The organism is Paenibacillus sp. J22FR83, assembly GCF_059691955.1.
Genome location: NZ_JCAUAM010000005.1, coordinates 151,326 through 172,203, shown reverse-complemented (window position 1 = coordinate 172,203; position 20,878 = coordinate 151,326). Strand labels below are relative to the sequence as shown.

18 protein-coding genes are annotated in these 20,878 nt (G+C 42.6%); all 18 read right to left on the bottom strand.

The genetic code is table 11. The annotated features are described in order from the left end of the window. Positions 1-9: 9 nt before the first annotated feature. On the bottom strand, positions 10-924 hold the full coding sequence (truB, locus tag AC58PV_RS11280) for a tRNA pseudouridine(55) synthase TruB (RefSeq protein WP_497432330.1): 915 nt from the start codon (positions 922-924) through the stop codon (positions 10-12). Beyond that, positions 921-1,922, bottom strand: coding sequence for a DHH family phosphoesterase (locus AC58PV_RS11275; protein WP_497432329.1), 1,002 nt, complete (start codon positions 1,920-1,922; stop codon positions 921-923). The genes truB and AC58PV_RS11275 overlap by 4 nt, the downstream gene beginning before the upstream one ends. Beyond that, positions 1,919-2,278, bottom strand: coding sequence for a 30S ribosome-binding factor RbfA (rbfA, locus tag AC58PV_RS11270; protein ID WP_056625044.1), 360 nt, complete (start codon positions 2,276-2,278; stop codon positions 1,919-1,921). Before rbfA ends, AC58PV_RS11275 begins: the two co-directional genes overlap by 4 nt. Positions 2,279-2,284: 6 nt before the next feature. Then, entirely contained in the window at positions 2,285-5,215 is a 2,931-nt protein-coding gene (gene infB, locus AC58PV_RS11265; RefSeq protein ID WP_497432328.1) for a translation initiation factor IF-2, read from the bottom strand. Continuing rightward, positions 5,205-5,534: a L7Ae/L30e/S12e/Gadd45 family ribosomal protein gene (locus AC58PV_RS11260; protein ID WP_239696555.1), complete on the bottom strand. Its 330-nt coding sequence runs from the start codon at positions 5,532-5,534 to the stop codon at positions 5,205-5,207. Before AC58PV_RS11260 ends, infB begins: the two co-directional genes overlap by 11 nt. Beyond that, on the bottom strand, positions 5,524-5,841 hold the full coding sequence (gene rnpM, locus AC58PV_RS11255) for an RNase P modulator RnpM (RefSeq protein WP_497432327.1): 318 nt from the start codon (positions 5,839-5,841) through the stop codon (positions 5,524-5,526). The genes AC58PV_RS11260 and rnpM overlap by 11 nt, the downstream gene beginning before the upstream one ends. 30 nt (positions 5,842-5,871) lie before the next feature. Further along, a complete protein-coding gene (gene nusA / locus AC58PV_RS11250) occupies positions 5,872-6,969 on the bottom strand; it encodes a transcription termination factor NusA (protein ID WP_497432326.1) in 1,098 nt (365 codons plus the stop codon). Positions 6,970-7,005: 36 nt separating this feature from the next. Next, positions 7,006-7,470, bottom strand: coding sequence for a ribosome maturation factor RimP (gene rimP / locus AC58PV_RS11245; RefSeq protein ID WP_275667871.1), 465 nt, complete (start codon positions 7,468-7,470; stop codon positions 7,006-7,008). Positions 7,471-7,700: 230 nt separating this feature from the next. Then, complete coding sequence (locus tag AC58PV_RS11240) at positions 7,701-12,011, bottom strand: PolC-type DNA polymerase III (protein WP_497432325.1); 4,311 nt, start codon at positions 12,009-12,011, stop codon at positions 7,701-7,703. 66 nt (positions 12,012-12,077) lie between these two features. Next, positions 12,078-13,526, bottom strand: a complete 1,449-nt coding sequence (gene proS, locus AC58PV_RS11235) for a proline--tRNA ligase (RefSeq protein WP_497432324.1) — start codon at positions 13,524-13,526, stop codon at positions 12,078-12,080. 21 nt (positions 13,527-13,547) lie between these two features. Next, the gene (gene rseP / locus AC58PV_RS11230; protein WP_068662549.1) at positions 13,548-14,807 is read right to left on the bottom strand and encodes an RIP metalloprotease RseP; all 1,260 of its coding nucleotides are present in this window, start codon (positions 14,805-14,807) and stop codon (positions 13,548-13,550) included. Between the two features lie 273 nt (positions 14,808-15,080). Continuing rightward, positions 15,081-16,226: a 1-deoxy-D-xylulose-5-phosphate reductoisomerase gene (locus AC58PV_RS11225; protein WP_497432323.1), complete on the bottom strand. Its 1,146-nt coding sequence runs from the start codon at positions 16,224-16,226 to the stop codon at positions 15,081-15,083. A gap of 27 nt (positions 16,227-16,253) precedes the next feature. Beyond that, positions 16,254-17,048, bottom strand: a complete 795-nt coding sequence (locus tag AC58PV_RS11220) for a phosphatidate cytidylyltransferase (protein WP_497432322.1) — start codon at positions 17,046-17,048, stop codon at positions 16,254-16,256. A 75-nt stretch (positions 17,049-17,123) separates the two neighbouring features. Further along, positions 17,124-17,897 (bottom strand): undecaprenyl pyrophosphate synthase, encoded by a 774-nt coding sequence (gene uppS, locus AC58PV_RS11215; protein ID WP_497432321.1) that lies wholly within the window; start codon positions 17,895-17,897, stop codon positions 17,124-17,126. Positions 17,898-17,965: 68 nt separating this feature from the next. Next, positions 17,966-18,520, bottom strand: a complete 555-nt coding sequence (gene frr / locus AC58PV_RS11210) for a ribosome recycling factor (RefSeq protein ID WP_057315673.1) — start codon at positions 18,518-18,520, stop codon at positions 17,966-17,968. Between the two features lie 3 nt (positions 18,521-18,523). Next, the gene (gene pyrH / locus AC58PV_RS11205; protein ID WP_068662553.1) at positions 18,524-19,249 is read right to left on the bottom strand and encodes a UMP kinase; all 726 of its coding nucleotides are present in this window, start codon (positions 19,247-19,249) and stop codon (positions 18,524-18,526) included. A gap of 92 nt (positions 19,250-19,341) precedes the next feature. After that, positions 19,342-19,992, bottom strand: coding sequence for a translation elongation factor Ts (gene tsf, locus AC58PV_RS11200; protein WP_497432320.1), 651 nt, complete (start codon positions 19,990-19,992; stop codon positions 19,342-19,344). A gap of 117 nt (positions 19,993-20,109) precedes the next feature. Then, positions 20,110-20,808: a 30S ribosomal protein S2 gene (rpsB, locus tag AC58PV_RS11195; protein WP_056625008.1), complete on the bottom strand. Its 699-nt coding sequence runs from the start codon at positions 20,806-20,808 to the stop codon at positions 20,110-20,112. Positions 20,809-20,878: the final 70 nt, after the last annotated feature.

Genomic DNA, 20,878 nt, shown 5'->3' with positions numbered 1-20,878 from the left:
ACGTTATGATTAAAGGAATACTTTGGCCGGGACCAAGACGTGGCTAGTGCTTTTCCATTCAAACAGACCAAGAAATCGTTCATCTGGTGAATAGGCCCGAAATATGGTTTGTGAAGCATCTGCATGAGCCACTCGATTCGCAGCTAGAGCTATTTTCTTACCTTGCAAAGAATGAAGAGCTTCTTGATCATTGAGGGAAATAGATGGAATATGTGAGATGGCTATATCCATCGGAATCATATGCTGTTGTAAGGTTCCCTCTTCCTTCAATTGAACAATTTGCTCAAAGGTTAAACATTGTTCCTTACGAATATTACCTGTAGACGTACGAATCAGACTTTCCATGACAGCTGGATATCCCAGTGCCCTCCCTATATCTACACACAATGTTCGAATATAGGTACCTTTGGAGCATACGGCACGAAAACGAATTTCAGGATGCTTCTGATCCAAGTTCAGCTCGAGAATTTCAAGTTCGTAAATCGTCGCTTTCCTTGCTTTTCGTTCAACTTCCTTACCCTCTCTTGCTAATTCGTAGAGTCGTTTGCCATCTACTTTAACCGCAGAGAACATAGGAGGAATCTGCTCGATGTCTCCTAAGAAAGATTCAAGTACACCACGTATTTCACTTTCTTCGAGTGATACCTGTGATACTTCTTCCAAGACAGTCCCTGTCATATCTTCCGTATCTGTCGATAGCCCAATACGTAAAACAGCTTCATATTCCTTCGGCAACTCTTGAATATACTCAACCATACGTGTAGCACGACCAATGCAAAGTGGCAAGACACCTGTCACTTGTGGATCAAGCGTACCCGTATGTCCAATTCGTTTAATACTTAAAATCCTTCTGACTTTGGCGACAACATCATGGGATGTAAAGCCCGCTGGTTTCCAAACAGGCAGTATACCTTCTAGCGTCATTTCAGCTTGTCCCCTACTTCCTCAACCATTTTAGCAATTGCTTCATCTAGCGTACCATGAATCGTACATCCAGATGCTCGAACATGACCTCCGCCACCAAGTGACTGTGCAATCGCAGCAACATCGACTAATCCGGAGGAACGTAGACTTACTTTAATGACGCCTGATGCCTTCTCCTTAATCAGCATGCCTACCTCAACACCCTCAACATTACGAGGATAATTCACCAATCCATCCAAATCATCACTCGAAGCACCTGTCAACTCCAAATCTGCGAGTGACACAGCTAGCCAAGCTAACTTGCGATCATAGGCAAAGGAAAGTGTTGATAGTGCTTTTTGGAGAAGTACAATCTGTGCATACGTCATCCGTTCAAGGACAAGTTCAGCGATTTCTGCACCCTTAACTCCTAACTCCAACATGGAAGCTCCGATTTTCATAACCTCAGAAGAAGTATTTGAGTAACGGAAACCACCTGTATCTGTAAGCAGGCCCGTATAGATGCATTCACCGAATGAAATGTCAGGTTGAAGTTTCATATGTAATGCCAAATCATACAAAATTTGAACGGTTGCCGCGGCATCATGTTTGATTAAATGACAGGAACCAAATTCATCATTCGTTGGATGATGGTCAATATTGAGTAGGTTTACCTGCTCATCAAAAAGAGTGCTGATCCTACCCATTCTGGAGAAATCAGCACAATCAACACTTATGATGGTTTGATACAGTCGATTCGGTGCCTGTTCACTATAATCAATCGTTTGTTTACTACCGTCGAGGTAGGAAAACTTAGAGGGCATTGCGCCCTCATTGATCATTGTGAATGACTTTCCCAGTTGACTTAAAATCCAACCTGTTGCATACGTTGAACTGGCAGCATCTCCATCCGGCTGGATGTGAGATACAACCAAGAAATCATCATGCTGCTCGATAAATGCAGCTGCTGCTGCCAGCTGCTGACAGTATTCGGTGGCATGGTTCATTCCGTTATTCATACGTTTGTATTTCCTTCCTGATTGAGCTTATACAACAATTGGTCAATGTGACTACCATAGTCGATCGAAGCATCAAATTTAAACTGAAGCTCTGGAATTTTGCGCAAACGAATTCGTTTGCCTAATTCAGAGCGAATGTAACCTGAAGCAACAGAAAGTGCCTTAAGTGTGGCAGCTTTCTCCTCTTCAGTTCCCATTACGCTTAAATACACACGAGCCAGCGACAAATCATTCGTCACTTCAACACCTGTAACGGTCATAAAACCAATACGAGGATCCTTCAGTTCAGCTTGAATGATCTGACTTAACTCTTTCTTAATCTGTTCGCCAACTCGACCTACACGAACTCTAGCCATTTATTATCACCTCTCAACGGACTCCATGATAAAGGCTTCAATAATGTCGCCCTCTTTAATATCATGATAACGCTCAAGAGATATACCACACTCATAGCCTTGTGCAACTTCTTTTTGGTCGTCCTTGAATCGTTTCAAGGAATCAATCTTGCCTTCATGAACAACAATTCCACTACGCACTAGGCGCGTTTGTGCATTACGAGCAATTTTACCTGAAGTTACATAACAACCTGCAATTGTTCCTGAACCAGTAATTTTGAATACATTACGTACTTCAGCTTGACCAAGAACAACTTCCTTAAAGACTGGATCCAGCATGCCTTTCATCGCTTGCTCGATTTCTTCAATTACGTTGTAAATGATGTTATGCAGACGGATATCTACTTTCTCTTGATCAGCTGTTGCTTTCGCAGCAGGCTCAGGACGAACGTTGAATCCGATAATAATCGCATTGGATGCAGAGGCCAGAATAATATCAGATTCCGTTACTGCGCCAACCCCATTATGAAGGATCTTAACACGAACACCTTCAACTTCAATCTTCTCAAGAGAGCTTTTCAGTGCTTCTACAGAACCTTGAACATCACCTTTGATAATTACATTCAGATCTTTCACTTCACCGTCTTTAATATGCTTAAAGAGGTCTTCCAAGGTAACACGTGAATTAGCTGTCATCTCGGATTGACGAAGTGCAATCGCACGGCGTTCAGCGATATCTCTTGCTTTACGCTCATCTTCATAAGCCAGGAATGGATCTCCAGCTTGTGGAACTTCTGTCAGACCCGTAATTTCAACCGGAGTTGAAGGACCTGCTTCTTTCAAACGTTTACCTTTATCATTAACGATCGCACGCACACGACCGAAGCATACACCAGCTACGAAGCTATCTCCAACTTTTAACGTACCATGTTGAATTAGAATTCTAGCCACTGGGCCTCTTCCTTTATCCAACTCAGCCTCAATAACAGTCGCTCTAGCACGCTTGTTCGGGTTAGCTTTGTACTCTTGTACTTCAGCTACGAGCAAGATCATTTCAAGCAAGTTTTCAAGGCCAATACGTTGTTTTGCGGAAATTTCGCAGAAAATCGTATCGCCGCCCCACTCTTCTGGAACTAACTCGTAAGCAGTGAGAGCTTGTTTGATTTGGTCTGGATTAGCGCCTTCTTTATCAATCTTGTTCACAGCAACAATGATTGGTACACCAGCCGCTTTAGCGTGACTAATCGCTTCTACGGTTTGTGGCATTACACCGTCATCTGCTGCAACAACGATAATCGTAATATCCGTAACTTGAGCACCACGAGCACGCATTGTAGTAAACGCTTCGTGACCAGGTGTATCCAAGAAAGTAATTTTCTTATGATTAACTTCGACTTGATAAGCACCAATGTGCTGTGTGATTCCGCCTGCTTCGCCTTCCGTAACACTTGTTTTACGAATGGCATCAAGCAAAGTAGTTTTACCATGATCGACGTGACCCATGATTGTAACAACAGGTGGACGTTCAAGCAAATCAGCCTCGTCATCGATCTCTTCGAATGTTTCGAAGTTATCTTCTTCGACTTTGATTTTGATTTCAACTTCGACACCAAATTCAGAAGCAATCAATTGGATCGTTTCCAAATCCAACTCTTGGTTGATCGTTGCCATTGTACCTAGGAATAAAAGTTTCTTGATAACTTCCGAAGCATCTTTGTGAAGCAACTTCGCTGTTTCACCAACCGTCATGTTGCCACGAACGATGATCTTCTTAGGTGTGTTATCCACTTTTTCTTTCTTAACAACGTCTTGTTGGTAACGACCTCTGTTGTTTCCGCGTTGGTTGCCTCTGTTGTTTCCACCAGGACCACGATTACCACCAGACCTATTATCGTCAAAACGTTTTGGCGTTGGTTTGGATTTCTTTGTTGTTATGACACCAGCTTTTGCTGCTGCATCATCCAACTCAGCCGCGGTTGCACCAACGTGAAATTGTGGTTTAGCTTCTTGCACAACTGGTCTTCCACTTTGGTTGTTGTTGCGGTTCTCAAAGGGCTTGGACCCACGATTAGGACCAGCACTGCGATTCGGGCTAGATTGAGGACGCCCACTGTTCGCGCTTTGACCACTGCTTGCTCCAGGACCGCCTGCACCTTGATTTGGGCGTGAACCTGCATAGTTGCTGTTCGAGCGTGGTGCTCCGCCTTGTCCTTGACCTTGACTATAGCCTTGGCTAGCTGGACGGTTGCTGTTGTTGTATCCGCCGCTGCTTCCACCTGAAGGACGTTGTCCACCAGGATTGGAGCCTTGATACCCTGTACGTTGCCCACCTTGGCTGGAGCCTTGACCAGAAGGACGTTGTCCACCAGGATTGGAGCCTTGGTAACCTGTACGTTGTCCACCTTGGCTGGAACCTTGGCCACTAGGGCGTCCACCATTTGGATTAGACCCTTGATAGCCCGTACGCTGACCACCTTGAGAGTTGTTAGAACGATTTCCTTGATAATTACTGCTTTGTCCACTTGGGCGTGACTGCTGTGGGCGACTTGATGAATTTTGATTTTGTGTAGACTGACTTTGTTGAGGAGTCGTAGCTCCAGTTGATGTAGTAGGTTGACTACTAGCAGATTGTTGCTCATTAGTAACTGGCTTAGCCGCCGGAGTTACTGCACCTTTATTCTCTTGTGCTGGAGCCTGCGATGCAGGATTCTGATTCGTCGTAGATGAACTCACATTTCCTCCGTCCGTAGCTGCTCGTTTGGCAGCTGCATTAGCTTTGATATCTCTAAAGAACTTTTCCACACTGCTAACCGCGTCATTTTCCATTACACTCATGTGGTTGTTAACAGGTATATTTAATCGTTTGAGAATGGTGATAATTTCTTTGCTGCTCATATTGAGCTGTTTCGCGTATTCGTAAACGCGTGTCTTGTCTTTATTATCTTGTTTATTGGTCAATATGTTTCACCTCCGCAGGATTTTCTTGACTCTTCTGCAGCATCTGCGCGAAGCCTCCGTCCAATACACCTATGGTGACACGCATTTCTTTCCCAATGCTGCGGCCCAATTCATACTTAGTACCCACTTCCATGAGCTTAACCCCATAGAATAGGCATTTATCTTGAAATTTCTTACGTGTATTAGCAGAAGCGTCTTCCGCCATAATAACTAGCTTGGCCTCACCCGCGCGAATGGCTTTGAATACACCTTCGTCACCCGTAACGAGTTTCCCGGCTCTCATCGCCAATCCTAATTGATTAAGAAATTTAGGATTCATCTTCTGCTTCCTCCTCTTCTTTCGAAGAAAGGAACTCATCTTCAACACGAATGAAATCTTGCTCCAGTTGGTCATAAATGTCTGCGCCTACAGCATGCTTCAGAGCTCTATCCAGGGCTTTGCTTTTCTTTGCCAATTTAAAACAAGAAACTTTACCGCACAGGTAGGCACCGCGCCCAGACTTCTTCCCCTTAAGATCAATGAGAATGTCATCCTCAGGCGTTTTGACGACGCGGATCAATTCCCTCTTCGGCATCATTTCCTGACAGGCAACGCATTTTCTCAGAGGGACTTTTCTCTGCTTCATTCCGATCACCCCTTGTTCCAAACCAAAAACTTAATCGATGCTAACTGAATCTTGATGCATTTCTTCCAAGTAAGTTTTCACTCTGCCATATTCTTGTTCTGCTTGTGTTTCACTCTTGATATCGATTTTCCAGCCTGTAAGCTTAGCAGCTAAACGGGCGTTCTGTCCTTTAATCCCAATTGCCAAAGAAAGCTGATAATCAGGTACAATGACGCGAGCCATTTTTTCATTTTCATGAATCTGAACTTCAAGCACTTTAGAAGGACTTAGCGCATTCGCTACATACTCTTCTACGCTCTCCATCCAGCGAACGATATCAATTTTCTCTCCACGCAGTTCAGTTACTATCGTTTGAACACGGAGTCCCTTAGGGCCTACGCATGATCCAACGGGATCAACCTCTGGATTGCGAGAGTGAACAGCAATTTTTGAACGGAAGCCTGCTTCACGTGCAACGGAGCGAATCTCTACTACACCATCGAAAATCTCAGGTACTTCAAGCTCAAATAGACGCTTCAACAAGCCTGGATGTGTTCTCGATAGAATAATTTGAGGACCCTTTGTAGTGTTCTCGACTTTCGTAATATAAGCTTTAATACGGTCTCCCTGTTTAAACTTATCCGTAGGCATAAGCTCTGTAAGTGGAAGAACAGCTTCTACTTTGCCAAGGTCCACATAAATATTGCGTTGATCTTGACGTTGTAAAATCCCTGTTACGATATCTTCCTCTTTATCGATAAATGCATTATAAATTAAGCCACGCTCGGCTTCACGGATCCGTTGCGTTACAACCTGTTTAGCGGTTTGTGCTGCAATACGTCCAAAATCACGAGGCGTTACTTCAATTTCAACGATATCGTCCAATTGGTAATTCGGGTTAATTTCACGCGAAGCATGAACAGAAATTTCCAATCTCGGATCCAAAACGTCTTCTGTAACAGTCTTTCGTGCATACACCTTAATAAGACCCGTATGTCGATTGATATCTACACGAACGTTCTGTGCCGTGTTGAAATTACGTTTATAACTTGAAATCATCGCCGCTTCAATAGCATCAATGAGTAGCTCCTTGGAGATACCCTTCTCTCGTTCAATTTCCGACAGCGCTTCAATAAAATCCGTGTTCATTTGAACTGAGTCCCCCCCTTCAATAAGTAACGATTACTAAAATACGATAGCAAGACGTGCACTAGCTACTTTGGCAACCGGAATGCTGATTTTCTTTTTACCAATCTCAATCACGAGTACTTCCTCGTCATAAGACTGCAACAACCCTTCAAACTCTTTAGAACCTTCGATTGGTTCATACGAGGTAACAAATACGTGACTATTTACGGCCTTATAAAAATCTTGAGTTTTCTTAAGCGGACGTTCTGCTCCAGGAGAAGAAACTTCTAAGAAATAAGCATCCGTAATCGGATCTTTCTCATCCAATTGAACACTTAAGAACTCGCTGATGCGGCCGCAATCATCTATATCAATTCCGCCTTCTTTGTCAGCATAGACGCGAAGGAACCAATTGCTGCCTTCTTTGACATATTCAATATCCACGATTTCAAACCCATTTTGTTCAACAAAATCCTTCAGCATGTCCTCAATGATGGATTTGATTTGTTCTTGTGTAGCCACAGATATGTGTACCTCCTAAATTGACTTCTCCTTGTCGTATCCCGAAAAGTCCTATATCAAAATGTAAAGAGTGGGTTTCCCCACTCTTTAATCACAAGATGATATCCTCATTATTGCCAATAAAAATTATACCATAACCATTCTTTGCATTACAATAGCAAACTTGTTAATCATTTTCACTTGACAGCTTAAAGTTTTCTTTAAAAAATTCTCTCCGGAAGCATCTACTTCTAGAACAAGGAAAGCTGATTGGATTCAGGCATACCACGGAAGCACCCCATTGCAGTCAGCAGCTCTATAACCGTTTTAGAAGCCTTCGATTTATTCTGGAAATCCTCAACGGATAGGAAATCGCCTTCTTCTTTGGCAGCTGCAATGTTTTTAGCAGCATTTTCGCCAATGCCTGACATCGCAGCAAACGGTGGGATCAAGGAGTTCCCATCAATGATAAACTTCGTTGCATCGGAACGATAGATATCTATCGGTTTGAAACTGAAACCGCGTGATGTCATCTCTAGAGACATTTCAAGAATCGACACCATTGCTTTCTCTTTCGGTAAGGCTTGGAAGCCTTTCGCTTCAATTTCGACTAATTGTCTGAGAATCGCATCATACCCTTGGCAAAGCAGTTCGAGATCAAAGTCCGCAGCACGCACACTAAAATAAGTCGCATAGTAAGCAATCGGATGATACACCTTGAAGTAAGCCGTACGAACGGCGGAGATAACGTAAGCAGCAGCATGCGCTTTTGGAAACATATATTCAATCCGTTCACAGGATTCAATATACCAAGCTGGTACGTTACAACGCTTCATTTCTTCTTTCCATTCATCCGTGAGACCTTTTCCTTTACGTACGCTCTCCGTAATTTTAAAAGCAAGACCTGCATCCATTCCCGCTTTATAAATCAGATAGAGCATGATATCATCCCGACAGCCAATAACCGTCTTAATGTTACAAATCCCTTTTTTAATAAGTTCTTGTGCATTCCCCAACCAAACACCCGTTCCGTGTGACAATCCTGAGATTTGCAAAAGATCGGCAAATGAAGATGGCTGTGTTTCTTGAAGCATCTGGCGAACGAATTTGGTACCCATTTCGGGAACGCCATACGTAGCCACCGGTGAGCGAATCTGATCCGGCCTTACACCTAATGCTTCTGTGGAATTGAAAATACTCATAGCCTTGGCATCATTCATAGGAATTGTCGTTGGATCGATGCCCGTTAAATCCTGAAGCATTCTCATCATCGTCGGATCGTCGTGTCCCAGAATATCTAATTTGAGCAAATTCGCATCGAAAGCATGATAGTCAAAATGTGTCGTCATCCATTCTGAATTCTTATCATCTGCGGGGAATTGAACCGGCGTTATATCATCCACTTCAATATAATCAGGAACAACAACAATACCGCCTGGATGCTGCCCGGTACTTCTTTTGACACCCGTACAACCAGATGCCAATCGCGCAATTTCTGCACCGCGCCACTTTTGGCCTTGCTCTTCTTCATATTTCTTCACGAATCCGAAAGCCGTTTTCTCTGCAACCGTACCGATAGTCCCTGCACGGAACACATTCTTAGGTCCAAAGATCTCTTTCGTGAAGTTATGCGCAACCGGCTGATAAACACCTGAGAAGTTCAAATCGATATCGGGAACTTTATCCCCTTTAAATCCTAGGAATGTTTCGAACGGAATATCATGTCCATCCCCTTTTAAATCACCGCCGCAGGAAGGGCATACTTTATTCGGTAGATCAAAACCACTCGGTACGCTTCCGTCAAGGAACCATTCGCTATGTCTGCAGGAAAGGCATATATAGTGAGGCGGCAAAGGGTTAACTTCCGAAATCCCTAGCATCATGGCAACGACCGAGGAACCTACGGATCCCCGAGAACCTACGAGATATCCATCTGCGTTAGATTTCTTAACGAGCCGCTCTGAAATCAAATAGTTGGCAGAGAATCCGAATTTAATAATCGGAACCAACTCTTTCTCTAACCGCGCAATAATGACTTCGGGAAGCTCCTCACCATACATACTTTTGGCAGTATCATAACAAGTATTACGAATCTCTTCGTCAGCACCTTCAATGATAGGTGTGAATAGCTTGTCTGGAAAAAGTTCAATGGATTCAAAACGATCTGCAAGCTCATTCGTGCTGCGAATAACAACTTCAATCGCTTTCTCTTCACCCAAAAATTTAAACTCCTCCAACATCTCTTTCGTTGTACGGAAATGTGCATCAGGCTTCTTCATCGCTTTCAGTGGACTAAAGCCTGTTATCCCATTGATCGTAATATCCCGGCACACTTTCTCACGTGGATTCAGATAATGAGCGTTTCCTGTCGCGATGACCGGCTTACCTGTTTTATAACCAATTTCACATACTCGACGAACAGCATCCTCTAGATCTTCTTTCGAACCAACCAAGCCTTTTTCTACGAGATGCATATTATAACTAACGGGTTGGATTTCGAGAATGTCGTAGAATTCTGAAACTTGCTCAGCTTCTTCAACAGATTTGTTCAGTACAGCTTCAAAAAACTCACCCTTTTCACACCCCGATGTGATCAAGAGCCCCTCTCTGTGTTCTACTAACACACTCTTCGGAATCGTCGCAGCTCGCTGCAAGTAAGTGGTATGAGACAGCGAGATCAGTTTAAACAAATTTTTCTTACCCACAGGGTTCAATGCATAGATACAACAATGAAAAGGACGTTGATTGGATAAATCTTTACCAACATAATCATTCAATTTCGCCAGGCTCGTAATCTGACGATCATTAGCCTCATTAATTAAATGATAAAGCACGTAACCCAGCGCAATCGAGTCATCAATCGCTCGGTGATGATTATCGAGACCTACTTTAAATTTATCAGATAATGTATTTAAGCGATGATTTTTCATAGATGGGAAGAGAAATCTAGCAAGTTCCAATGTATCGAGTACTGAGTTCGTAACCTCTGGTAAATTCATGCGCTTTAAATTCGCTTGCAGGAACCCCATATCGAAACGCGCATTATGTGCAACTAGCACGCAATCGCCAATAAACTCTACAAACTTAGGGAGTTCGTCCTCAATATCTGGCGCATCCTTCACCATATCATCATTAATATTCGTTAACTGCTGAATGTTATAAGGAATCTTCTCGTGCGGATTAATGAAGGTGGCGAAGCGATCAATTTCTTTGCCGTCCTGCATCTTCACGCCAGCTAACTCAATGATCCGATTGTTAATGACCGAAAGTCCTGTGGTCTCCACGTCAAAAATAACATATGTTGCTTGTTTCAGATCGAGATCTCGACCATTCATAACAATGGGGACAGAATCATTCACGACATTCGCTTCAACACCATATATCACTTTAATGCCATGTTTTTTGGCCGCTTTACCAGCGTCAGGGAAACATTGAATATTACTATGATCGGTAACAGCTATTGCTTTATGGCCCCACTTGGCCGCCATTTTCACATATTGGTCTATCGGCGTCAGTGCATCCATCGTACTCATTGTCGTGTGCAAATGAAACTCTACACGCTTCTCAGCAGCGTCATCCATTCGATCCCTTGGTGCCATAACTTCATACAGATCATTCGGGATCATTACTAGCTCTGGTATTTGCATGAACCGGTCATACTCTACTTTACCTCTGGCGCGAATCCACGTACCATTAGCAAGCAAACTCATAATCTTTACGTCTTCTTTCGTCTTCGCAAAAACCTTCATTGCTAACGAATCTGTGAAATCCGTAATATTAAACGTAAATAACGTATTTCCATTTCTTAATTCTTTGACATCCAAACCAAATACGGTACCTTGTACAGTAATTTTCTTCTCTTCCTCTTGAATATCCTTCAGTGGCGTAGGAACTTCTTTTATATCAATGCCCATAACTAGCTTCAGTTCACCTTCAGGCAGAGAAGGCTCTTCTTCCTCCATGTCGATGGACATCATAATTTCTTGAGTAAATGATTTCTCACCTTGTTCACGCTGCTTTGCAAACTTCTCATATTCTGCAACAATTTCCGTAGTATCACTTATTGCATACTTAACAGATAATTCCGTTTGAAAAAAGTTATGAAAAAAATTCCGAATAAACATATCAATATTCTTTTTCTTCGCTAATTCTAGGCCTATAGCATCCAACATGATCAACGACAGAGCGTTTCCTTGTACCTCAAACCTAGCTTTCGACATCCATCCATTAATAGAAGGGACTTCACGCTGCAACCATTCCATGAATAAAGTCCAGTATTCCTCAACAAGAGCTGCTGGTTCTGCCCCTTCATATTTCCATATAAAGCGAATTTTTGCGATCTGTGCAAACTTCTCTTGAATCAGTTTACAAAATGAACGATAAATCGCCAGAGGCACAAGCTCATTTTTCACCAAATAGAACGTCCAGTCGCGATTTTTCCGACTTATTTCGACTTGATCAATGTAGCCTTCTGTAAAATATGAACGTACAACATCGGCTGGAATCTCGGCTTGCTGCATCAAAAGCTCAAAGCGATTCCGTTTATCAGCCAAATTACTCATGAACAGCCTCCCCATAAAACATACCAAGGGCAATGGAGTAAGATCTCCATATGCCCTTGATTGTAATTAATAGCTTCGACCAAAAACAACTGTATGCTTCGAAGGATCGCCACATACAAGACAAGTCGATTTGGTTTCGGTTGGTGTGAACGGGATATTACGACTTGTTGCTCCTGTTTCTTCCTTCACTTGCGATTCACAAGCGTCAGATCCACACCAGCCAGCCAAGGCAAATCCGCGTTTCGTCTCCAAAAATGTTTTAAATTCATCGATCGTATCAACCGCAATATAATGCTCGTCACGGAATTGCTTCGCTTTATCATACATCTGCTGATGAATCTCAGCAAGTAAATTTTGAACTTCTTGCACGAAGTCAGCCTGTTGAACGATTCTCTTCTCCCCGCTTACGCGAGAAACAAGAACTACCACGCCATTCTCCATATCACGAGGACCTAGTTCTACACGAATTGGGACGCCACGCATTTCGTACTCATTGAATTTCCAACCAGGACTCTGATCAGCACGGTCATCCACTTTAACGCGAACGCCTGCTTTCTTCAGATCCGCGAACAGCTCATCAACGCGTCCAATTACTTGCTCGCGCGTTTTTGGAGGTCCGATTGGGATCATGATGACCTGTGTAGGAGCAACCTTCGGTGGTAATACTAATCCGCGGTCATCACCATGAACCATGATGAGAGCACCAATTAATCGGGTACTAACTCCCCATGACGTTGTGTGTGCGAACTGATGTTGATTTTCGCGGTCTAAGAACTTAATGTCGAAAGCAACTGCGAAATTCGTGCCAAGGTAATGAGAAGTTCCGGCTTGAACAGCTTTGCCATCCTTCATCATAGCTTCAATGGAGAAGGTGTCTATGGCGCCTGCAAATTTCTCTGAAGGTGTTTTCTGACCTACGATAACTGGAATGGCAAGGAAATCTTCGGCAAATTGACGGTAAACATCCAGCATTTGCATCGTTTCGCGGCGTGCATCTTGCTCATCTTCATGCGCAGTATGCCCTTCCTGCCACAGAAACTCGGTTGTCCGTAGGAATGGTAATGTGCGCTTCTCCCAACGCACTACGTTTGCCCACTGGTTGATTAGCAAAGGGAGATCACGATAGGAATTAATCCACTCCGAGTACATATGCCCAATCATCGTTTCGGAAGTAGGACGAATAGCTAGACGCTCTTCTAACTTTTCACCACCGGCTTCTGTGACCCACGGCAGCTCCGGATTGAAGCCTTCGACGTGTTCTTTTTCCTTTTGAAAAAAGCTCTCAGGGATAAATAGTGGAAAGTACGCATTGCGATGCCCTGTTTCTTTAAATTTGCTATCCAATTCACGTTGAATATTTTCCCAGATCTCATAACCATCCGGTTTAAATACGATACACCCGCGAACCGGAGAATAGCTCATTAAATCTGCTTTCTTAATTACGTCTATGTACCATCTGGAGAAATCTTCTCCTTGTGGTGTAATCTCTTTAACAAACTGCTTATCGTTTGACATATACCCTCCCACAGATTAGGACTACCCCTTAATCAATCGTAAAATATCATTGTATGTAACAGCTACCATCAACAGCATGAGAAGAGCAAACCCAACAAAATGAACCATACTCTCTCGGTTCGGGTCTATCGGTTTACCTCTCAAAGCTTCTAAGCCCATAAATAGCAGACGGCTTCCGTCTAATGCAGGGATTGGCAATAAATTAAATATCCCAAGATACAAACTTAAAGTGGCAGCCCAAGCAATTAATGAGCTAAGTCCCATTTTGGCAAATTGCGCAGACACCTGTGCAGTCCGAACTGGTCCACCTAAATCATCGAGTTTAAACTGTAGCATAACGAGTTTTTGTAAGCCTGTTACAATCCCTATAGTAGTGCCAACAACTGAATCATATGTACCTGTGAACACTTCTCCTAAGGTAGCACTTCTGCGATCTCCACTTATAACAACACCCAGTTTGCCAGATCCATCTTCCATTTCAGGCGTAACTTGTAGTGTAAGTGGGTTGCCCGCGCGATCAATGACCCAAGTCATCGGTTTACCAGCTGAAGACTGAATCGCAGTAACCATTTTCTCTCTATCATCACCAATTGGTTGCTTATCTATGGAAATGATAACGTCGCCTTTATGCAAACCAGCTTTCTCACCAGCTTTACCTGCAAGAACCGAATCAAGCTTTACATTCGTGAATACACCAGACATAATCACTACTATGAAGAACAAGACAATGGCTAAAATAAAGTTCATGACAGGTCCCATAACGATAGCAAGAGCACGTTTTCCTACGGATTTAGATCCAAATTGGCGATCATATGGGGCGATTTGCGTTTCAGTCCCCTTAGTCACCATCATGGCTTGCGGATCAATAGGATATGTGACTTTCTCACCGTCCACATCCAAGGATATGCGAAGTGCTCTTTCTAAATCAATTTGTTCCACGACACCCATGATGACATTAGAACGACGATCTAATTGATCCAGATATAAGGATGTAACATCATTCTGTTTGTTTAATTTAATAGCAACCGTCTGTCCAGGATTTACTTGAACAATTTCCGGGTCTTCTCCCGCCATGCGGACAAATCCGCCAATGGGTAAGATCCGTAGGGTATAGCGGGTCTCCCCTTTTTTATATGAGAATATTTTGGGACCGAAGCCAATCGCAAATTCACGAACTAAAATCCCTGCACGTTTCGCGAAATAAAAATGACCCCATTCATGAATCGTAACGAGTACGAAAAACAGCAGAATAACCTTTAATCCAACTTCAATAGCCGACAAGTCGTATTTCCTCCTCCGGGTTTTCTTCAGAAAACTACCTTATGTATCAATGACCTGACGCTTTTGGCAAGCAAGCTCACCTACTAAGCATCTACTTAAGATCAGCTGTTCTTGTTCTTAGATTACCACTTTTGAACGATTGAATACAAGCTATGCCCTTACAGGTCATTATACGAAAAAAATGAAGTATGTAGACTTCGTTTTACAAGCTCGGTGTCGGAAATTGAAAAGAAGAGGTGAGTCATGCAAACTGACTTCATCTCTTCCTGACTTCTAGAAACGGATAGACGCTGCAAACGTCCTAGCCCACTCATCTTGTTCGTGAATAACTTCAATTGTTGGGTTCGCATAGGATTCATGTTTTTGAAGTGACGCTTCAATAATGTCTTCAATTTGCAGAAATGAAATATCCCCCTTAAGGAAACGCGCCACTGCAATTTCATTAGCAGCATTATAAACAGTCGGTGTAGTTCCACCTTGTTTACCGCTTTCAAATGCCATACGCAAGCAAGGGAATCGTGTATAATCCATCTCACGGAAATGAAGTTTACCAACTGCAGCTAAGTCTAATCTAGTCGTTGGAGTTGTGTAGCGATCGGGATATGTTAACGCGTACTGTATGGGAACCCTCATATCAGGATTGCCTAACTGAGCGATAACGCTATGATCAACAAATTCAACATAGGAATGAATAACACTCTCCGGATGAAGCAACACGTTGATATCCTCATAAGCTAGTCCAAATAGCCAATGAGCCTCCATCACTTCAAGTCCTTTGTTCACCATCGTAGCGGAGTCAATTGTAATTTTGGCGCCCATTGACCAATTCGGATGCTTTAATGCATCCTCCACCGTTACACCAATTAGTTGTTCCCGCGTACGATCACGGAAAGAGCCGCCTGATGCAGTAATTGTAATCCGAGCAATTTGAGAACGTTTCTCACCATTTAAACACTGGAAAATCGCAGAATGCTCGCTATCAATGGGTAATAAAGCAACACCTTTACGTGAAACGGCTTCGGTTACAATGTGCCCCGCACTCACTAAGGTCTCTTTGTTGGCTAGTCCAATATCTTTACCAGCTTCTATCGCAGCTAGTGTCGGTCTTAATCCTTGGCTCCCAACTAGTGCACTTACTAACAAATCCGCGTCTGTGGCAGCTGCGACTTCCAACAATCCAGCATCACCGTAAAGAACTTTTATGTTTGAAGGTAGCTGACTAGCAACTGTTTCAGCCAATTCCTTTGTCGCAACAGACACAAGTTTAGGTTGAAATTGTTTCGCTTGTTCAATAACAAGATCGCTGTTATATCCTGCCGATATCGCCTCAACTTGAAACTTTTCTGGCGAATGTTTTACAAGGTCCAACGTTTGAGTACCAATGGATCCTGTCGACCCCAAAATGGCAATTTTCTTCATAAATCCTGTATCCCCCGCTCATGAGAATTAGTTAGGAATCAAATTCAATAGATAGATAAAAGGGAATACAATTAGCCAACTATCCATCCGATCGAGTACGCCACCATGTCCTGGCAGCAGAGTTCCCGTGTCTTTAATTCCTTTCACACGCTTATAGGCGGATTGAATTAAATCACCAATTTGACCTACTACAGCAATCACAAATCCTAATAAGAGTGACTTCCCTACACTTAAGAGATCTGGTGCATACAAAGCAAAGCAGACTGCCAATATCATTGCAATGACTACGCCACCTATAGCTCCTTCAATCGACTTTTTAGGGCTTATTTGAGGCCATAGCGGATGCTTGCCTAACTTCGATCCGACAAAATATGCACCTGCATCGGATGCCCAGATACAAACAAACACCATAATCGACCAAAACAAGCCATTATCCGCCAGTCGAGCCTCAATCATAGAATTGAAGCCAAATCCAATGTATACGACACCAAGTAAAATGACAGAAACCTGATCAATCGTTATTTTGTTTTTGGAAGCTACTGTAATGAAAAGTAATAAAAACATGGCAAACCATATCACAGCGGTAAATGAAAATGACCAAGTAATGCCTAACAATCCCCAAGGTATCGTTAAACATAAGAGTGCTAAGAGGCCCGCTACTGCTGTGAGTTTAAACGGCATATAGCCATTCATTTGTAAGTACTCACGATATCCAATTATTGAAACGAGTACAATTAAACCCGCATACCATAAATCACCAAGTACGAGAAGTGTAATAAAAGCAAGACCAGCTATAACGCCTGTTATGATCCTTTGTTTCAAGTTGAATCCCCCTAGATGAACAAGGTTTATCTCTAAGCCATCCTTTTAGTGAAAAAAAAATTACACAATGGGATGTTAAATACCACCGTATCTTCTTCCGCGGCGCTGATATTCAGCAATGGCTTGCATAAATAAGTCCTCAGTGAATTCGGGCCAATAGGCATCTGTGAACCATAGTTCCGAATAAGCTAATTGCCACAGTAAGAAGTTGCTCAATCGCAATTCTCCACTCGTACGAATCAGCAAATCCGGGTCAGGTAAATCTGACGTTAACATATAGGATGAAAAGAGTGATTCGTCCAACTCATCCGTGTTTAAGTTTCCGTTTTGCAGGTCCTTCATCATATCCTGAACACCAGCAATGATTTCTTTCCGTCCGCCATAATTTAAAGCAAAATTCAATATAAGACCCGTGTTATCTTTCGTTCGTTCGATCGCACCTTCTATAGCTTTCAGCGTATAGTCAGGTAGACCATCTTTCCAACCGGTCATTCGAATACGCACATTGTTCTGAATTAATTCTTCAATTTCCAATGGGAAAAACTCCTGAGGAAGCTTCATTAGAAACTCAACCTCTTCCTTGGGTCTTTTCCAATTTTCCGTTGAGAAAGCATACATCGTTAATACTTTGACACCAATGTCGTTGGCTGCCATTGTAATCTTCTTTACATTTTTCATGCCCGAATGATGGCCCGCTACCCGAGGCAACCCTCTTTGTTTGGCCCATCGACCATTTCCATCCATAATAATCGCAACATGCGCAGGTACTTTGTCCAGCTCTATCTCAGCTGCTGATGTCTTTACAGGCTTATGTGTTGGATTTAACCATTTCTTAAATAGCTTGAGCACAGTTGTTCCTCCCAACTAGGGAAAGATGAAAAACCCCCAGCAAATGAATACCCGGGGGCATATCTATCTTATACTTCCATGATTTCTTTTTCTTTAGCAGCCAAAACTTTCTCAACTTCAGCCACAAATTTATCTGTAAATTTCTGAATGTCCTCTTGATGTTTACGGGACTCATCTTCAGAAATACCAGCTTTCTCAAGCTTTTTGATTTCATCATTCGCATCACGGCGAATATTACGAATCGCAATTTTGGCTTCTTCGCCAAATTTCTTAGTCATTTTCACCAAATCATTACGACGTTCTTCAGTTAATGCAGGGATAACAATACGAATAACGATCCCGTCATTCGATGGTGTTAAGCCTAAATCCGACTTCATAATCGCCTTCTCAATAGAAGACATAGAGCTCTTATCCCATGGTTGAATAAGAAGGGTACGTGAATCTGGTGTTGTCAAATTAGCTAATTGATTAACAGGCGTCATTGCGCCATAGTATTCCACTTGAATACGATCTAACAACGATGGCGTTGCACGACCAGCACGAAGAGAAGTCAAATCTCTTCTTAGTGCTCCGATTGCTTTGTCCATACGATCTTCTGCATTCTTCTTCACTGATTGAGGCATGGTTTATACGCTCCCTTTAACTGTAGTCCCAATTTTATCGCCAAGGACCACTCGTTTGATATTCCCTTTTTCCGTGATGTTAAACACAACCAACGGAATGTTGTTATCCATACAAAGGGAAGATGCAGTGGAGTCCATGACACCAAGATTATTGCTTATTACTTCCATATAGGTTAACGTTTCGAATTTCTTCGCTGTTGGATCTTTGAATGGATCAGCTGAATAGACACCATCCACTTTATTCTTGGCCATAAGAATAACTTCTGCTTCAATTTCTGCAGCTCTCAAGGCAGCCGTCGTATCCGTCGAGAAATAAGGATTACCTGTTCCCGCAGCGAAAATTACAACTCTACCCTTCTCGAGATGGCGCATTGCTCTCCTACGTATGTAAGGTTCAGCAACTTGTTGCATCGTAATGGAAGACTGAACTCTTGTTGGTACCTCAATGTTTTCCAATGCATCCTGCAATGCTAGTGAATTCATGACAGTAGCCAGCATTCCCATGTAATCCGCTGTTGCGCGATCCATTCCCTTCTCGCTGCCCGCGATCCCACGCCAAATATTCCCGCCGCCAACGACGATAGCAACTTCAACATTTAACTCTACAACATCCTTCACTTGTTGAGCAATGGAGGTAATCACTTCTGAATCAATGCCATATCCTTGTTGTCCGGCTAAAGCTTCGCCGCTCAATTTAAGCACTATTCTTTTATAATAAGGTTGACCCAACTTGTATGACCTCCGTTTCCATGCATAACTCCAAAACTTTAAGGGCTAAAAAAGAAGGAACACCAAGTGTTCCAACTTTTTTTGAACATATATTATAGTTTAACTTGGGACATAACTTCTTCCGCAAAGTTTTCTTGTTTTTTCTCAAGACCTTCACCAAGACCGAAACGAACGAAACGACGAATGGAAATGTTCTCGCCGATAGCAGCGATTTTTTCGTTCAACAATTGGTCGATTGTTTTGTCTGGATCTTTAATGAATGCTTGCTCCATTAAACAGAACTCTTCATAGTATTTACCAATACGGCCTTCAACCATTTTCTCGATGATTTTCTCCGGTTTACCTTCGTTCAAAGCTTGGTTACGAAGAATTTCTTTTTCTTTTTCCAAAGCTTCTGTTGGAACTTCTTCACGACGAACATAAGACGGGTTTGCTGCAGCGATGTGCATAGCAATGTCTCTGCAGAACGTTCTGAATTGCTCTGTTTTACCAACGAAGTCAGTTTCACAGTTGATTTCAACAAGAACACCAACTTTACCACCAGCGTGGATGTAAGATTCTACAGCGCCTTCTGTAGCAATACGTCCAGCTTTGTTAGCTGCAGCGGAAAGGCCTTTCTCACGAAGAAGTTCTCCTGCTTTCGTGATATCGCCGTTTGCTTCTTCAAGTGCTTTTTTGCAATCTAACATACCTGCACCTGTTTTTTCACGTAATTCTTTTACTTGTGCTGCTGTAACTGCCATTAGAAGAAACCTCCTGTTAAATGTTTATTGTTTATATGTAACACTAGTTTATTCTCTAAAAAAAGGGTGGTGACAGGCTGTTACACCTTCCAACCACCCTTTTCACATTGCTATAATTTAAGCTGTTGTTTGCTCGCCTTGGTGTGCTTCGATAACTGCATCAGCAATTTTCGCTGTTAACAATTTAACAGCGCGGATTGCATCATCGTTACCAGGAATCACGTAATCGATTTCGTCTGGATCACAGTTTGTATCTACGATACCAACGATTGGGATACCCAATTTACGAGCTTCTGCTACAGCAATACGCTCTTTACGAGGATCGATAATGAAAAGTGCACTTGGCAAACCTTTCATGTTCTTGATTCCGCCTAGGAATTTCTCAAGACGCTCTTTCTCTTTGCGAAGAATGATAACTTCTTTCTTAGGAAGAACTTCGAAAGTGCCATCCTCTTCCCATCTTTCAAGAGTTTTCAAGCGATCGATACGTTTTTGAATTGTTTGGAAGTTAGTCAATGTACCACCCAACCAACGTTGGTTGATGAAGTACATGCCACAACGTTCTGCTTCTTCAGCAACGGAATCTTGGGCTTGTTTCTTAGTTCCTACGAAAAGGATTGTACCATTGTCTTCGGATACAGATTTAACAAAGTTGTAAGCTTCCTCAACTTTTTTAACTGTTTTTTGAAGATCGATGATGTAAATACCGTTTCTTTCAGTAAAGATATACTTGTCCATTTTCGGGTTCCAACGACGTGTTTGGTGACCGAAATGTACGCCAGCTTCTAAAAGCTGTTTCATGGAGATAACTGCCATCCCCAATCCCTCCTCTAAATGGTTTATTTGGTATCCGCCGCCCCTCGCATCTTTGCATAAAACTTACCGA

Excerpts from the sequence above, each read along its gene's own strand:
- truB (WP_497432330.1), bottom strand. The coding sequence starts at position 924 with ATGACGCTAGAAGGTATACTGCCTGTTTGGAAACCAGCGGGCTTTACA.
- AC58PV_RS11275 (WP_497432329.1), bottom strand. The coding sequence starts at position 1,922 with ATGAATAACGGAATGAACCATGCCACCGAATACTGTCAGCAGCTGGCA.
- rbfA (WP_056625044.1), bottom strand. The coding sequence starts at position 2,278 with ATGGCTAGAGTTCGTGTAGGTCGAGTTGGCGAACAGATTAAGAAAGAG.
- AC58PV_RS11260 (WP_239696555.1), bottom strand. The coding sequence starts at position 5,534 with ATGAATCCTAAATTTCTTAATCAATTAGGATTGGCGATGAGAGCCGGG.
- rnpM (WP_497432327.1), bottom strand. The coding sequence starts at position 5,841 with ATGAAGCAGAGAAAAGTCCCTCTGAGAAAATGCGTTGCCTGTCAGGAA.
- nusA (WP_497432326.1), bottom strand. The coding sequence starts at position 6,969 with ATGAACACGGATTTTATTGAAGCGCTGTCGGAAATTGAACGAGAGAAG.
- AC58PV_RS11240 (WP_497432325.1), bottom strand. The coding sequence starts at position 12,011 with ATGAGTAATTTGGCTGATAAACGGAATCGCTTTGAGCTTTTGATGCAG.
- proS (WP_497432324.1), bottom strand. The coding sequence starts at position 13,526 with ATGTCAAACGATAAGCAGTTTGTTAAAGAGATTACACCACAAGGAGAA.
- AC58PV_RS11225 (WP_497432323.1), bottom strand. The coding sequence starts at position 16,226 with ATGAAGAAAATTGCCATTTTGGGGTCGACAGGATCCATTGGTACTCAA.
- frr (WP_057315673.1), bottom strand. The coding sequence starts at position 18,520 with ATGCCTCAATCAGTGAAGAAGAATGCAGAAGATCGTATGGACAAAGCA.
- tsf (WP_497432320.1), bottom strand. The coding sequence starts at position 19,992 with ATGGCAGTTACAGCAGCACAAGTAAAAGAATTACGTGAAAAAACAGGT.
- rpsB (WP_056625008.1), bottom strand. The coding sequence starts at position 20,808 with ATGGCAGTTATCTCCATGAAACAGCTTTTAGAAGCTGGCGTACATTTC.